Origin of the sequence: Aquincola sp. J276 (assembly GCF_024700035.1) — a bacterium.
GTDB lineage: Bacteria > Pseudomonadota > Gammaproteobacteria > Burkholderiales > Burkholderiaceae_C > Aquincola > Aquincola tertiaricarbonis.
This window is the reverse complement of the sequence record NZ_JAJONC010000002.1, coordinates 2,238,767-2,253,104: the sequence shown is the minus strand read 5'-3', so window position 1 is coordinate 2,253,104 and position 14,338 is coordinate 2,238,767. Positions and strand designations below refer to the sequence as shown.

Annotated in this window: 13 protein-coding genes and 1 pseudogene; 9 read left to right on the top strand and 5 right to left on the bottom strand. The window is 72.9% G+C overall.

Annotated features, from left to right (window positions below):
- The first annotated feature begins 63 nt into the window (after nucleotides 1-63).
- From LRS14_RS28300 to LRS14_RS28265, 8 genes and pseudogenes are all read left to right on the top strand, one after another.
- A complete protein-coding gene (locus tag LRS14_RS28300; protein WP_198157071.1) occupies nucleotides 64-201 on the top strand; it encodes a hypothetical protein in 138 nt (45 codons plus the stop codon).
- Nucleotides 188-946 (top strand): metal ABC transporter ATP-binding protein, encoded by a 759-nt coding sequence (locus LRS14_RS28295; protein WP_257801965.1) that lies wholly within the window; start codon nucleotides 188-190, stop codon nucleotides 944-946. The genes LRS14_RS28300 and LRS14_RS28295 overlap by 14 nt, the downstream gene beginning before the upstream one ends.
- An 11-nt stretch (nucleotides 947-957) precedes the next feature.
- Nucleotides 958-1,815 (top strand): annotated as a pseudogene (locus LRS14_RS28290) (metal ABC transporter permease); the annotation flags it as partial.
- Nucleotides 1,816-1,929: 114 nt separating this feature from the next.
- A complete protein-coding gene (locus LRS14_RS28285; protein WP_257802241.1) occupies nucleotides 1,930-2,742 on the top strand; it encodes a metal ABC transporter solute-binding protein, Zn/Mn family in 813 nt (270 codons plus the stop codon).
- Nucleotides 2,739-3,290 carry a DUF2796 domain-containing protein gene (locus tag LRS14_RS28280; RefSeq protein ID WP_257801964.1) on the top strand — a complete coding sequence of 184 codons (552 nt, stop codon included), beginning with the start codon at nucleotides 2,739-2,741 and terminating at the stop codon, nucleotides 3,288-3,290. The genes LRS14_RS28285 and LRS14_RS28280 overlap by 4 nt, the downstream gene beginning before the upstream one ends.
- Entirely contained in the window at nucleotides 3,287-3,997 is a 711-nt protein-coding gene (locus tag LRS14_RS28275; protein WP_257801963.1) for an ABC transporter ATP-binding protein, read from the top strand. Before LRS14_RS28280 ends, LRS14_RS28275 begins: the two co-directional genes overlap by 4 nt.
- Nucleotides 3,994-5,253 carry an FtsX-like permease family protein gene (locus LRS14_RS28270; protein WP_257801962.1) on the top strand — a complete coding sequence of 420 codons (1,260 nt, stop codon included), beginning with the start codon at nucleotides 3,994-3,996 and terminating at the stop codon, nucleotides 5,251-5,253. The genes LRS14_RS28275 and LRS14_RS28270 overlap by 4 nt, the downstream gene beginning before the upstream one ends.
- A 111-nt stretch (nucleotides 5,254-5,364) precedes the next feature.
- Nucleotides 5,365-5,808, top strand: coding sequence for a DUF3299 domain-containing protein (locus tag LRS14_RS28265; protein WP_257801961.1), 444 nt, complete (start codon nucleotides 5,365-5,367; stop codon nucleotides 5,806-5,808).
- 25 nt (nucleotides 5,809-5,833) lie between these two features.
- Here LRS14_RS28265 and LRS14_RS28260 read toward each other — a convergent pair whose 3' ends face one another.
- The 3 genes from LRS14_RS28260 to LRS14_RS28250 all read right to left on the bottom strand — a co-directional run bounded on the left by LRS14_RS28260 (nucleotide 5,834) and on the right by LRS14_RS28250 (nucleotide 10,584).
- The gene (locus tag LRS14_RS28260) at nucleotides 5,834-7,780 is read right to left on the bottom strand and encodes a diguanylate cyclase (protein ID WP_257801960.1); all 1,947 of its coding nucleotides are present in this window, start codon (nucleotides 7,778-7,780) and stop codon (nucleotides 5,834-5,836) included.
- A gap of 34 nt (nucleotides 7,781-7,814) precedes the next feature.
- Nucleotides 7,815-10,061, bottom strand: a complete 2,247-nt coding sequence (locus LRS14_RS28255) for a bifunctional diguanylate cyclase/phosphodiesterase (protein ID WP_257801959.1) — start codon at nucleotides 10,059-10,061, stop codon at nucleotides 7,815-7,817.
- 76 nt (nucleotides 10,062-10,137) lie between these two features.
- Nucleotides 10,138-10,584 (bottom strand): Hpt domain-containing protein, encoded by a 447-nt coding sequence (locus tag LRS14_RS28250; protein WP_232315551.1) that lies wholly within the window; start codon nucleotides 10,582-10,584, stop codon nucleotides 10,138-10,140.
- A 240-nt stretch (nucleotides 10,585-10,824) separates the two neighbouring features.
- Here LRS14_RS28250 and LRS14_RS28245 point away from each other — a divergent pair, with 240 nt between their 5' ends.
- On the top strand, nucleotides 10,825-12,324 hold the full coding sequence (locus LRS14_RS28245) for an ATP-binding protein (protein WP_257801958.1): 1,500 nt from the start codon (nucleotides 10,825-10,827) through the stop codon (nucleotides 12,322-12,324).
- Between the two features lie 12 nt (nucleotides 12,325-12,336).
- Here LRS14_RS28245 and LRS14_RS28240 read toward each other — a convergent pair whose 3' ends face one another.
- Together LRS14_RS28240 and LRS14_RS28235 are read right to left on the bottom strand one after the other, a co-directional pair.
- Nucleotides 12,337-12,942, bottom strand: coding sequence for an ANTAR domain-containing response regulator (locus tag LRS14_RS28240; RefSeq protein WP_257801957.1), 606 nt, complete (start codon nucleotides 12,940-12,942; stop codon nucleotides 12,337-12,339).
- Nucleotides 12,943-12,978: 36 nt separating this feature from the next.
- Nucleotides 12,979-14,271, bottom strand: a complete 1,293-nt coding sequence (locus LRS14_RS28235; RefSeq protein ID WP_257801956.1) for a sensor histidine kinase — start codon at nucleotides 14,269-14,271, stop codon at nucleotides 12,979-12,981.
- Nucleotides 14,272-14,338: the final 67 nt, after the last annotated feature.

Below are 14,338 nucleotides of genomic sequence, written 5' to 3'. Positions count from 1 at the left end.
ACCTCTGCTGCCGCTGCCTGCGCGGCCCGTTCTTCCGCACCGTGCGACGCACCCGGACGGGCGGTGACCGAGGCACGGCCGGCCGACACCCGCCGCAACCTGCTCGGTTGGGCGGCATGGCCGCGCCTGGTGGCGGCCGCCGCGGTGCTGGCGCCGATGTGGTGGATGGTGGCCTGGGCCTTGAGCGATGTCGCGCGCTGAACCGACGGCGGGCACCTCGGACCTTGCCCTGCAGCTGCAAGGCGTGGCGGTGCGCTACGGCGGCCAGGAAGCGGTGGCGCCGGTCAGCGCTGGTTTTGCGCGGGCGGCGCTGCATGCGATCGTCGGCCCCAACGGCGCGGGCAAGAGCAGCCTGATGGCCGCCATGGCCGGGCTGCAGCCGTGCAGCGGCGGCGTGGTGCTGGCGCCGGACCTGCATGGGCAGGTCGGCTACCTGCCGCAGCGTTCCCAGGTGGACCGGAGCTTCCCGATCCGCGTGGCTGAATTCGCCGCCATGGGCCTGTGGCCGCGCCTGGGCGCCTGGCGCGGGCTGGACCGCCGGCATGCCGATGCGGTGGAGCAGGCGCTGCAGCGGGTGGGATTGCACGCACTGGGCCGGCGACTGATCGCCGAGCTGTCCACCGGGCAGTTCCAGCGCCTGCTGTTTGCGCGGCTGTGCCTGCAGGAGGCGCGGCTGCTGCTGCTGGACGAACCCTTTGCCGCGCTGGACGAGGACACCACCTGCGACCTGCTGGCGCTGCTGCGTGAATGGCGCAGCCAGGGCCGCACCGTGATCGCGGTGCTGCATGAGCAGGCGGTGGTGCGCTCGCACTTCGACACCGCCCTGCTGCTGGCGTGCAGCCTGGTACTGCAGGGCAGCCCGGACGATGCCCTGTCGCCGGCGGCCTGGCGGGCCGCAGAGCGACAGCTGGCCGGCCGCGCCACCGGGTTGCCGCTGGCCGCATGAACACCTTGCTGATCGACCTGCCTGCCCTGCTGTGGCAGCCGTTCGCCGAGTTCGGCTTCATGCGGCGTGCGCTGGTGGCCTGCCTGGCGCTGGCGCTCACCTGCGGGCCGCTGGGCACGCTGCTGGTGCTGCGCCGCATGAGCCTGGTGGGCGATGCCATGGCCCATGCGCTGCTGCCCGGTGCGGCGGCCGGCTACCTGCTGGCCGGCCTGTCGCTCGGAGCGATGAGCGTGGGCGCCTTCGCGGCGGCGCTGCTGGTGGCCCTGCTGGCCGGCGCCGTGGCGCGCTACACGCCGCAGCGGGAGGACGCCAGCTTCGCGGCCTTCTACCTGATCGCGCTGGCGGCCGGCGTGCTGATGATCTCCGCCCAGGGCGGCGGCAACGTCGACCTGATGCACGTGCTGTTCGGCAGCGTGCTGGCCGTGGACGATGCCTCGTTGACGCTGGTGGCCGCCGTGGCCAGCTTGTCGGCGCTGCTGCTGGCGCTGCTGTGGCGGCCGATCGTGTTCGATGCCTGCGACGCACTGTTCCTGCGCACCGTCTCGCGCCGCACGGCCGGCGTGCACTACCTGTTCCTGGCACTGGTGGTCGCCAACCTGGTGGCGGGCTTCCAGGCGCTGGGCACGCTGATGGCGGTGGGCCTGCTGATGCTGCCGGCCACCGCAGCGCGCTTCTGGGTGCGCGGCCTGGGTGCGCTGGCGCTGCTGGCCTCGCTGATCGCGGCCTTCAGCGCATGGGCGGGGCTGCTGGTGTCGTACCACGCCGGGCTGCCTTCCGGGCCGGCCATCGTGCTGGTGGCCGGTGGGTGCTATGCGCTGTCGCTGCTGGCGGGCCGGCACGGCAGCCTGCGCGCCGCCTGGCGCCCCGCCGGCGGGCCGGCGGCGGCCGCCTCCACGCTGGCCGGCGCGGCGGCGCTGTCGCTGGCCGCCCTGCTGGCCGCCGCGCCCACGGACAGCCGCGCCGAAAACCCGCCCCTGCCCCGCGTGGTGGCCAGCTTCTCCATCCTGGCCGACATGGCCCGCGAGGTGGGCGGCGATGCGGTGGAGGTGAGCAGCCTGGTCGGCCCCGGCGGCGACGCCCATGTGTACGAACCCACGCCCGCCGCGGTGCGGCAGCTGGCCGGCGCCCAGCTGGTGGTGGTGAATGGCCTGCGCTTCGAAGGCTGGCTGGACCGGCTGGTGATCGCGTCCGGCTACCGGGGCCCGGTGCTGGTGGCCAGCCAGGGCATCCAGCCGCGGCAGATGTTCGGCTGGCCTGACCCGCATGCCTGGCACGACCCGGCCCACGCGCGGCAGTACATCGAGAACCTGCGCGTGGCGCTGGGCCGGCTGGTGCCGGCGCAGGCCGCCGCCATCGACCGCCGCGCCGCCGAGTACACGTTGCGGCTGCAGGCGCTGGACCAGCGGCTGCGCGCCCGCCTGGCGGAGGTGCCCGCGCCGCAGCGCCGGGCCATCACCTCGCACGACGCCTTCGGCTACCTGGCCGCCGCTTACGGCCTGCGCCTGACCGGCGCCCAGGGCTGGACCACCGCCGCCGAGCCGTCGGCCGCCGACCTGGCCAAGCTGATGCGCCAGATGAAGGCCGAGCAGACGCGCACGCTGTTCCTGGAGAACACTGGCAGCCCGCGCCTGGCGCAGCGCATCGCACAGGACACCGGCGCGGTGCTGGGCGGCACCCTGTACGCCGATGCCCTCTCGCCGCCCGGCGGCCCCGCGGACACCTACCTGCGGCTGCTGGAACACAACCTGTCCACCCTGATCGCCGCCTGGCTGACGCCGCCGGCCCTTCGACCATGACAACTGCCCGTCGCCGTTCCCTGCCCCTGGCCGCGCTGCTGGCCGCCGCCGTGCTGCCCGGCCTCGCGCTGGCCCAGGCGCACCACCATGCCGCCCATGAACACGGCCGCGCCAGCGTGGACATCGCCATCGAGCGCACCCAGCTCACGCTGAGCCTGGACACGCCGCTGGACAACCTGCTGGGCTTCGAGCGCGCGCCGCGCAGCGCCGCCGAACGCCAGGCTGCCGATGCCGCGGTGGCCCGGCTGCGCGCGGCCGACGGCTGGGTGCGCATCGACCCGAAGGCCGGCTGCACGCTGGCGGAGGTGGTGCTGGAATCCGCGGCGCTGGGCCTGGGCGGCGGCACCCACCGGGAAGGCGAACATGCCGAGATGGAAGGCAGCGTCACCTACCGCTGCACCGACGCCACCCAGGCCACCTACATCGAGCTGGGCCTGGCCGACGCCTTCAAGCGCGTGCGCACCGTGGATGTGCAGGTGGCCGGCCCCAGCGGCCAGCTCAAGCGCACGCTGGGCGGCAAGACGCGGCGCATCAGCCTGTCGCGATGACCACGGCTGACGCGCTGCTGCAGTGCCGGGGCCTGCGCTTCCGCTGGCCCGGGGCGGCGCAGGACACCCTGGCCATCGACGAGTTCCAGCTGCAGGCGGGGCGCACGCTCTTCCTGCACGGCCCCAGCGGCTGCGGCAAGAGCACGCTGCTGTCCATCCTGGCCGGCGTGCTGCAGCCGCAGGCAGGCCAGGTCACGCTGCTGGGCCAGCCGTGGTCGGCGCTGTCGGCCGGCCGGCGGGACCAGCGGCGCGCCGACCACGTGGGCTACGTGTTCCAGCAGTTCAACCTGCTGCCCTACCTGAGCGTGCTGGACAACGTGCTGCTGCCCTGCCGCTTCTCGTCGGCGCGCCGCCGGGCCGCCGGTGATGCACCCGCCGCCGCGCGGGCGCTGCTGCAGCGCATGGCCCTGCCCGAGCCGCTGTGGCATCGCGAGCCCACCGCGCTGTCGATGGGCCAGCAACAGCGGGTGGCCGCGGCACGGGCGCTGATCGGCCGGCCGGCGCTGGTGATCGCCGACGAGCCCACCTCCGCGCTGGACGAGGACCTGCGCGAGCGTTTCGTGGACGTGCTGCTGCAGGCCTGCGCCGATGCCGGCAGTGCCATCGTCTTCGTCAGCCACGACCAGCGGCTGGCCGCGCGCTTCGACGAACGCGCCTCGCTGCCCGCGCTCAACCGCGCCGCCCCGCCGATGGAGGCCCGCGCATGAAGCCGCTGCTCACGCTGGCCGCGCGCAGCGCCTGGAACCGCCGCTTCACGCTGATGCTCACCGTGGCCTCCATCGCGCTGGCCACGCTGCTGCTGATGGGCATCGAGCGGCTGCGCACCGACCTGCGCGCCAACTTCACCGCCGCGGTATCGGGCACCGACCTCATCGTGGGTGCGCGCACCGGCTCCACGCAGCTGCTGCTGTATTCGGTGTTCCGCATCGGCGCGGCCACCAACAACATGGGCTGGGCCAGCGTGCAGGCACTGGCCGGGCACCGGGCGGTGGCCTGGGTGGTGCCGCTGTCGCTGGGCGATTCGCACCGCGGCTTTCCGGTGCTGGGCACCAGCGCCGAGTACTTCGAGCGCTTCCGCTACGGCGACCGGCAGGCGCTGCGCCTGGCCGAGGGCCGGGCCTTCGCCACCGTGTTCGAGGCCGTGCTGGGCGCCGACGTGGCCGAGCAGCTGGGCTACAGCCTGGGCCAGCGCCTCACGCTGGCGCATGGCAGCGGCGACCTGGTGGCCGAGCATGCCGACAAGCCCTTCGTCATCACCGGCATCCTGGCGCGCACCGGCACCCCGGTGGACCGCACGGTGCACATCAGCCTGCAGTCGATGGAGGCGCTGCACATCGACTGGACGGGCGGCATGCAGATCCCCGGGCTGGGCATGACGCCCGAACGGCTGCGCACGATGGAGCTGCAGCCCAAGGCGGTGACCGCCGCGCTGGTGGGCCTGAAGAGCCGCGCCGCGGTGTTCTCGGTGCAGCGCTGGGTGGCCGACCAGCGCAGCGAGCCGCTGATGGCCATCCTGCCCGGCGTGGCGCTGGACGAGCTGTGGGAGGTGGTGGGCGTCGGCGAGAAGGCCTTGCTCGCCATGTCGGTGATGGTCGGCATCGTCAGCCTGGGCGGGCTGGTGTCGGTGGTGCTGGCCGGCCTGAACGAGCGCCGGCGCGAGCTGGCGGTGCTGCGTGCGGTGGGCGCCGGCCCCCGCCAGGTGATGGCGCTGCTGGCGCTGGAAGGCGCGATGGTCACGCTGGCCGGCGCGCTGCTCGGCCTGCTGCTGGCGCTGGGCCTCACCGCCGCGCTGGGGCCCTGGCTGCAGGCCCGTCATGGGCTGGTGATAGGCTGGGGCTTGCCGTCTGCCGAACAATGGGCGCTGTTCGGCGCCGTGGTGGCCACCGGCTGGCTGGCCAGCCTGCTGCCCGCGCTGCGTGCCTACCGGTTGTCGCTGGCCGATGGCCTGTCACCAAGGATCTGAGATGCTGACCCGCCGTACCCTGCTGTCCGCCGCCGCCCTGCTCGGCGCCACCGTCGTCAAGCCGCGCCGCCGGCTGCCGGCGGCTACAAGACCATCACCTGGGACGCGCTGGTGCCCAAGGACTGGAACCCGAACGACCTGTTCAAGGACGCACCGCCGGCCAGCCTGCAGGACGACGATCCCCGCGCCAAGGACATGCTGGCCAAGCTGCGCGAGGCCTGGGACAACGCACCGGCCAACGCCAGCATGGACAACACCCAGGTGCGCCTGCCCGGCTACCTGGTGCCGCTGGAAGAAGCCAACGGCCAGGTGAGCGAGTTCCTGCTGGTGCCGTACTTCGGCGCCTGCATCCACACGCCGCCGCCGCCGGCCAACCAGATCGTGCATGTGCTGCCGCGCACCCCGGCCGGCAAGTTCAAGGCGATGGACACGGTGTGGGTGCGCGGCACCCTGCGGGTGACGCGCAATGCCTCGGCCATGGGCACCAGCGGCTACCGCATCGACGCGGTGGCGGTGGACAAGTACATGCCGTCGGACGCCGACAAGGCACGCTGAGCCCGCGGCCCTGCATCGCACCGCATCAGTGGATGCAGGTGCGGTTCTTTCCCTGGTGCTTGGCCTCGTACAGCGCCTCGTCGGCCCGCTCCAGCGCGGCTTCCAGGCGCTCGCCCGGCCGGTAGCCGGTGACGCCGGCGGAGAAGGTGACGAACACGTCCTGACCGTCGTGCATGAACAGGCTGGCCGTGAGCTGGCGCTGCAGCCGCGTGAGCACCTGCTGCGCCTCGGCCACCGGGGTGTCGGGCAGCAGCACCACGAATTCCTCGCCGCCGAAGCGGGCCAGGTGGTCCACCGGCCGCAGCGCCTCCTGCACCCGGCGCGCCAGTGATTTCAGCGCTTCGTCGCCGGCCGCATGGCCCAGGCTGTCGTTGAGCTTCTTGAAGTTGTCGATGTCGATCAGGCCCACCGCCAGCGGCCGGCCGTCGCGCTCCAGCCGGGCGCGCTCGCTGTCGAACGCCTGCATCAGGCCGCGGCGGTTGGCCACCTGCGTCAGCGCGTCGGTGGCCACCTCGTCGGACAGGCGGCGCAGCTCGCCTTCCAGGTCGCGCACGCGGCTTTCCAGCTCGCTGGCGCGCGCATGTTCCTCGCCCAGCGAACGCTGCGCCTGGCCCACGCGCTGCTGCACCGCGCGGCTTTCCTTGACCATCGCATCCACCACGCCGGCGAGGTCGTCCAGCGAGCTGGCCTCGGTGATGCTCTCGGCATAGCGGCCCAGGTTGTCGCTGAAGCGGCCGGTCTCGTCGCCCAGCTCGCCCACCTGCTGCAGCAGGCTCTGGATCAGCGACTTCAGCGCCAGCCGGGCGCGATCGCGTTCCGACCGCAGCGCATGCTGCTGCTGCCGGGTGCGGGCCAGCAGCTCGCCGGCGGCCCGCACGCCACGCACGCTGAAGGCCGCGCCCTCGGCCGCATGGTCGCCGCCGGCCTCGGCATCGTCGGCCTGCAGCCGCGCCCGCAGGGCCTCCGCCTGGCCCTGCGCCCAGCTGCCTTCCTCGGCCAGCTCGGTGAGGCCGGCGGTGAGCTCCAGGCACAGCGCGCCCAGCTGCTCGAGCAGGTAGTGGCGATGGGCGAAGAGGCGGCGCGCGCGGTCGCACACCTGGTGCACCGACTGCGCCAGCGCCGGCGTGGCGCCCTCGGCCGCGATGCGGTCGGCCAGCCGGCCCAGTTCGCCCGCCAGCTCGGCGGCGCTGGGCGTGCTGGTCGGCAGTGCAGCCACCACGGTGTCCTGCAGGCAGGTCGTGATCTCGGGCCAGGTCGCGGGCGTGGCCGGTTGAGGCAGGTCGGCCGGGGCTTCGGCTGCCTGCGCGGGCGCGGCAGGATCCGCGGCATCGGCGGGCTGGGACGGATCGGCGCGCTCGGCAGGCTCGGCAGGCTCGGCAGGCTCGGAACGTTCGGCTGCGGCGTCCACGGCCCCGTCGGGCAGGCCTTCCGCGCCCGCAGCCGGCATCGTGCCGTCGGGTGCCAGCGCCTCAGGTGTCGCAGCGCCTTCCACCTCCTCCACCGGCGCATCGCTGTCCCAGCCGGTGACCAGCTGCCGCAGCCGCTGCTGCAGTCGCGGCAGGTCGCTGCGGCTGCCGTCCAGCACCCGCTTCAGGCTGTCCTTCTTTCGCGCGGCGGTCCAGTGGCGGCCGCTGCGCTCCAGCCCGCGCACGATGCGTTCGATCAGCCCCGCCCAGGCCTGCGCCGACGAGCCGCCCAGCGCGGCGCTGCGGTCCAGCGCACGGGCCAGGTCGTCCCACTGGCCCGCCATCAGGCTGCGCACCAGCTCGGTCCGGTTGTCGGCATCGTCGCTGGCGCGGGCGGCCAGCTTGTCCAGCAGCGGCCGCGCACGCTCGGGCAGCGCGGCGGCCGGCTGGCCCAGCTCCTCGGCCCAGGCGCGGGCGTAGTTCTCGGGGGTGGGTTCCTGCTGCGTCAGCGCCAGGCGCCGCAGCGCGCCCTTGGCAATCTGCGCCGGCGTGAGGGCGGCGGTCATCGTGTGGAAAGGATCGGAGGCAGGAGGCGTGGGGTCAGAGTCGGCTGCCGCCGATCACGCGGGGCAGGTCGCCGGCGTCATGGCTGGCCGGGGCGATCCACGGCGCCTTGCGCGGCAGCACCGTCTGCTGCAGCCACTTCTCGATGCTGTCGGGCTCGATGGGCTTGCTGAACAGGAAGCCCTGCATCACGCCGCAGCCCAGCCGGTGCAGCACTTCCATCTGGCGCAGGTTCTCCACGCCCTCGGCGATCACCCGCAGGCCCAGCGAGCGCGCCAGCGCGATGATGGCCGTGACCACCGCCGAGCTCTGCGGCGTGATGCCCAGGTCGCGCACGAAGCTGCGGTCGATCTTCAGCTCGGAGATCGGCAGCGTGGTCAGGTAGGCCAGCGACGAATAGCCGGTGCCGAAGTCGTCGATGGAGATCTCGACGCCGATCTCGTTGAGCCGGTGCAGCGACGGGATGACGTTCTGCAGGTCCTTCATCAGGCTGTTTTCGGTGATCTCCAGCTGGATGGCCCGGTGCGGCACGCCATAGGTGCCGACCGACTGGTGGATGTGCTCCACCAGGTCGGAACGCTCGAACAGCCGGCTGGGCAGGTTCACCGCGATGGAATCGGCGAAGCCGAAGCTCACGGACCAGGCCTTGGCCTGGCGCGCCGCCTCGCGGATGGCCCATTCGGACAGGGGCACGATGAGCCCGCTTTCCTCGGCGAGCGGAATGAACTCGATCGGCGGCACCAGCGTGTTGCCGCGGCGCCAGCGCATCAGCGCCTCGGCACCCACCATGCGCGCGGCACGCACGTCCACCTTGGGCTGGTAGTGCAGCACCAGCTCGTCGCGCTCGATGGCCTTGTGCAGCGCGCTTTCCAGCTCCAGCTTCTCGCGGCCGCGGCCGGCCAGCTGCGGGCTGTACACGGAAGCCGCATTGCGGCCCTGGTTCTTGACCGCATACATGGCCACGTCGGAATTGCGCAGCAGGTCGGCCACCGCCGCGCCGTCGCGCGGAAACAGCGCAATGCCCACCGACGCGGTGACGAAGCATTCCTGCCCGGCCACGAAGATCGGCTCGCGCATGGCTTCCAGCACGCGGCCGGCCACGCGCTCGGCATCCCGCTCGTCGGCCACCTCGGGCAGCAGGGCGACGAATTCGTCGCCACCGAGCCGGCCCACCGCTTCCAGCGTGCGGTGCGAGCGCGAGCCCACGGCTTCCAGCGCGCCTTCCATCACCTGGTCGGAGTGGCGCACGCAGGCCCGAAGCCGGCGCGCCACCTCCATCAGCAGCTCGTCGCCGGCCGCATGGCCCAGGGTGTCGTTGATGATCTTGAAGCGGTCGAGGTCGATCAGCAGCAGCGCGGCCTGGTGGTTCAGCCGGCGTGCATGTTCCAGCGCGCGCTCGGTGCGCCAGATCAGCTGGCGGCGGTTGGGCAGGCCGGTCAGCGCATCGAAGTTGGCCAGGTGGCGGATCTTGTCCTCGGCGATGCGCCGGTCGGTCACGTCCTGCACGATGCCGGTGTAGCCCGCGCTCTGGCCGTGCTCGTTGAACTCGGGCTCCGCCTCCACGTGGATGATGCGTTGGCGCCCGTCCAGCAGGTTGACCGGCACGTCGGTGGCCAGCACCGAGCTGTGCGCCAGCACCTCGTGCAGCATGCGCAGCAGGCCGCGGCGCTCGGCCGCCGGCACCATGCGCAGCAGCGGCCGCAGGCCCAGCCGCTCGCTCGGGCTGCGGCCGAACACGCGCAGGCCCTCGGGCGAGATCACCAGCCCGCCGTTGGCCGCGGTGTGGGCGCGGCGCCAGTCGAAGCTGCCCATGCGGGCCAGGTCCTGGGCGCGGGCCAGGCGGGTTTTGCTGCGTTCCAGCTCCACCCGGGTGCGCGAGGCACGCAGCAGGTAGAACAGCCGGCCGGCCAGCAGGCTCCACTGCGTGCTCTTGACGAAGAAGTCGGTGGCGCCGGCCTGGTAGGCGCGGGTGATGGAGGCGTCGTCGTCCAGGCCGGTGAGCATCAGCACCGGCATGTTCTCGAAGCCGGGCAGCGTGCGCAGCTCGGTGCAGGTGCGGAAGCCGTCCATGCCCGGCATCAGCGCATCCAGCACGATGATGTCCGGCACCCAGTGGGACAGCATGCCCAGCGCCTGCTCGCCGCTGCCGGCCTCGGTGATGGCGAAGCCGCGCTCGCGCAGCGCCACCGCCGTGAGCATCAGGTTGACCTCGTCATCGTCGACCAGCAGCACCTTGGGCTCGGTGCCGCCGGGCTGGTCGGCAAAGGCATGCAAGGGATTCATGTCACGCATCGCCCAGCAAGCTTCGTCGCCCGGGGCATGGTGATCCGACGACGAGGAAAGGGAGGCGCAGTGTCATCTAGGCGCTGGCAATCAACTTCAAACCGGTGCGCAACCGCTTGCATTCTGCAACCATAGCATCGAGGCGGGCCGGCAGGCCGGTGGTGTCCGACTCGCGTACCCGCCGCTCGATATCGGCACAGGTGGCCGACAACTGAAGCGCCCCCACGCTGGCGGCCGACGACTTCAGCGTGTGGGCCACATGGCGCACCACCTGCAGGTCGGCGGCGCCCTGGGCCTCGTCCAGCTGCGCCAGCAGCTTGGCCATGGAGCTGTCGAAGGTGCGCAGCACCCGCGGCACCAGGCCCATGCGGCCGCCGGGATCCAGCTCGCGCAGCCGGTCCAGCGAAGCGGCGTCCAGCATGGCCAGCAATTCGGCGGGCAGGTCCGCAGGTGGCGTACCGCCTGCGCCGGTGCCGCCAATGTCGGCGGCTGGAGCCAGGGCAACCCGTTTGAACAGAGACATGGGCACGATGCTTCATTCGACCGTTGCAGGCCGGTTCCTGGAAGGTACGCAACAGGCCGGGTGCCACCTCATGGTGTGTTTCCCTGCCGGCTGCGTCAAGCACAACCGCGCTTGTCCGGGGCGGAATCTTGCCACGGTGCGGTGCATACAATCCCTCACATGGTTGGTGGCACTCCTCACGGCGCCGTAACGTCTGCAGCGCCACATGGGCGCGGAGGCCTGCCGCCCGCGCCCCGCGCGATGGCCCTGGCCGCCACCACGCTGTGCCCCGGCTGGGCCGCCGCCCAGGCCGCCGAAGCCGCCCAGGCCGCCGCGCCGCTGTGGCTGCTGTGGGCCGCCAGCCCGGTGGGCCTGGCCGCCGCCGCGGCAGCCGGCTGGCTGCTGGCCCGCCGCCAGGGCGAGCGCGCGCTGCGCGACGCCCGCACCGAGCTCCAGCTGATGCGCCAGACGCTGGACGTGTGGCAATGGCAGACCGACACCGAGCACCGCCTGGTGCAATGGCGCCCGCCCTGCGACGCGCCTGCCGCCGACTGGCAGCCGCCCGCCGCCGAATGCCTGTGGCAGCGCTTCGACAGCCCGCAGCAGCCCGGCCTGGTGCAGGCCAAGCTGGCGCAGCACGGCCCGCTGGACGATGCGGTGGCACGGCCCGACGGCAGCCGCTGGTGGTTGCGCGGCCAGCCGCGCTTCGGCACCGACGGACTCTTCGCCGGCCACACCGGCACCGCGCGCCTGCTGGACGACATGCTGGCCACGCAGGAGGACCAGGCCGCGCTGCAGGCGCTGCTGCCGGCGCTGCCCGGCCCGGTATGGATCTGCCGGCCGGCGGCCGAAGGCCTGCAGGTGCAGCGCTGCAACGAGGCGGCGCTGCGCTTCGGCGGCCCGCCCGGCAGCACCTGGGAGGGCCTGCTGGCCGCCCTGCCGCGCGACCTGGCCACCACGGTGCAGGCGCTGCAGCCGGGCCAGGCCGCGGTGCACGAGGACTGGCAGGTGCAGCTGCTGCCCGCGGGCCCGCAGGACGAAGGCCGGCTGCTGATGCTGCTGCCGCTGGGCCTGGGCGCCAGCGAGCCGGCGGACACCGACCCCGCGGCCTTCAGCTACACCGTCTCGCACGACCTGCGGGCGCCGGTGCGGGTGGTGGAAGGCTTCACCCGCATCGTCAAGGAGGACTACGGCCGGCTGCTGGACCGCGTGGGCAACGACCACCTGGACCGCGTGCTGGGCGCGGCCGCCCGCATGAACGCGATGATCGACGCGCTGCTGGGCCTGGCCCAGCTGAGCAGCCAGCCGCTGGCGCGCCAGCCGGTGAACCTCACCCAGCTGGCCACCTACGTGGTGGACGACCTGCGCCGCCAGCAGCCGCAGCGCCGGGCCGAGGTGCGCATCCAGCCCGGCCTGCAGGCGCATGGCGACCCCACGTTGCTGCGCCTGGTGCTGGAGAACCTGCTGGGCAATGCCTGGAAGTACAGCGGCCAGCGGGAGCACACCGTCATCGAGTTCGCCACCGACGTGCAGAGCGGCCGCGAGGCCTTCGTCGTGCGCGACAACGGCGCCGGCTTCGACATGCGCTTCGCCGACCGGCTGTTCAGCGTGTTCCAGCGCCTGCACAGCGCCAACGACTTCCCGGGCACCGGCGTGGGCCTGGCCTCGGTGCGCCGCATCGTGCGCCGCCATGGCGGCGACGTGTGGGCCGAGTCCGAACCCGGCCAGGGCGCCTGCTTCTACTTCACGCTGGCCGGCTGAGCGCCGGCGGCTTCACAACCCGCTGCCGGCGCCCGCCAGCAGCTCCACCGCTTCCACCAGCCGCTCGGCATGTGCCTGCGGCGAGCGGCGCTCGGCCTGGGCCTGGCGCTGCAGCCGCTCCAGCGCCTGCACGCGGGTGAGCGAGTAGCGGTGCATCAGCACGCCGGTGGCCAAGGCCACCACGTCGGCACCGGCTTCAGCCGCGCGCACCGCACCGGCCGCCATCGTGGGCAGCGGCAGCCCGGCGGCGCCGCGCAGGCGGGCAAAGGCGGTGTCCACCGTGGGCAGGATCTGCCCGATGTCCAGCGGCTTGACCAGGTAGGCCACCGCGCCCAGCTCGGCCACCTGGTGCGCCGTCTGCTCGTCGGAGAAGGCGGACAGGAACATGAACGGCACCTGGCAGTAGTCGCGCAGGTAGGCGGCCACGTCGAAGCCGCTCTTGCCTTCCATGCGGATGTCCAGCAGCGCCAGGTCGGGCCGGTGCTCGCGCGCCAGCAGGATGGCGTCGTCGCCGTTGTCGGCGTCGATGACCTCGTACCCGGCCTGGGACAGGCCATGCGACACGGTGGCCAGCACCAGCCGGTCGTCGTCGACCACCAGGATCTTGCCTTTGGACATGTCAGTACTCGCCCCGGGTGCCATCGCGGTTCATTGTCACCCAAGCCACTGCACGCCCGGCGGCACCAGCACCACCGTGGCCACCACCGTCAGGCCGTCGGCATCCGCGCCGGGCTGCAGCCGCAGCGTGGCATGGCGGCGCGGCAGCAGCGCACGCACCAGGCCCAGGCCCGACACGCCACCCGGCACCCGCGACAGCTCGAAGCCCGCCGGCAGCCGGCCACGGTTGACCACCTCGATGCACACCTGCCCCGGCCCGGCCACCAGCGTGCAGCGCACCTCGCCCTGCGCGCCATGCTTGACGGCATTGGTCAGCAGCTCGTTGACGGTGAGCGCCAGCGGAATGCTCTCGGCTTCCGGCAGAGCCCAGGCCTCGGGCGCGCTGCCCTGGGTGCCGAAGACGATGGACCGGCCGAACATGCGCTGCACCGAGCCGGTGATGGACTCCAGCACGCTCCTGACCCGCAGCGGCCCGCCGGCGCCCACCTGCAGGCCGTACACATGGGCGATGGCCTGCACCTGGCCGATGGCCTCGGAGATCACCGGCGCCACCTCGGGCCGGCGCAGCGCGGCCTGCTGCATCAGCCCCGCCACGCCCTGCAGGTTGTTCTTGATGCGGTGGTGCACTTCCTTGACCAGCATGTCGCGCTGGGCGATGGCGGCTTCCAGCCGGGCCTCCTCGGCCGCGCGCTGCTCGGTCACGTCGGAAGCCACCAGCAGCAGCTGCTCGGGCTCGGCATCGGGCGTGGCGGCGATGGTCACGTAGCGGGCGTCCCAGATGCGCATGGCGCCGTCGGTGCCGCTGCGCAGCCGGTATTCGCGCCGCGTCACCTCATTGCGCAGCAGCGCCTCGGCCATGTCGGCGCGCACCTGGCTGGCGGTGTCGGGCGTGAACAGCGCGTCGATCGGCTCGCCCACCGCGGCTTCCAGCGGCCGGCCGATGAAGCTGGCCGCCATCTGGTTCAGCTGCAGCACCCGCAGGGTGCCGGCATCGTGCAGCGCGATGGCCAGCGGCGCCGTCTCGATGATGCGCTGCAGCCGCGCCTGGGTGCGGGCGATGCGCTGCTCGGCCTCGCGCCGGCGCTCGATGTCCAGCAGCGCGAAGGTGAGCTGCCGCCCGCCGGCGCCATCCGCCCCGGTGGCCACCACGTTGCCCACCACCAGGAATTCGCGGCCGTCACGTGCGCACAGCAGGCATTCGAAGCTCTCGGCCTGGCCGTCCTGCAGCGCATGCAGGTAGTGGGTGCGGCGGAAGGGATGGGCCTCGTCCTCGGTGGCCACCACGGCGATGGGCTGGCCCTGGAAATCCGCCAGCTCGCCGCCGAACATGCGGCGGGCCGAGCGGTTCATCCATTCGATGCCCGACGCCCCCCACGGTGACGATGCCCACCAGCAC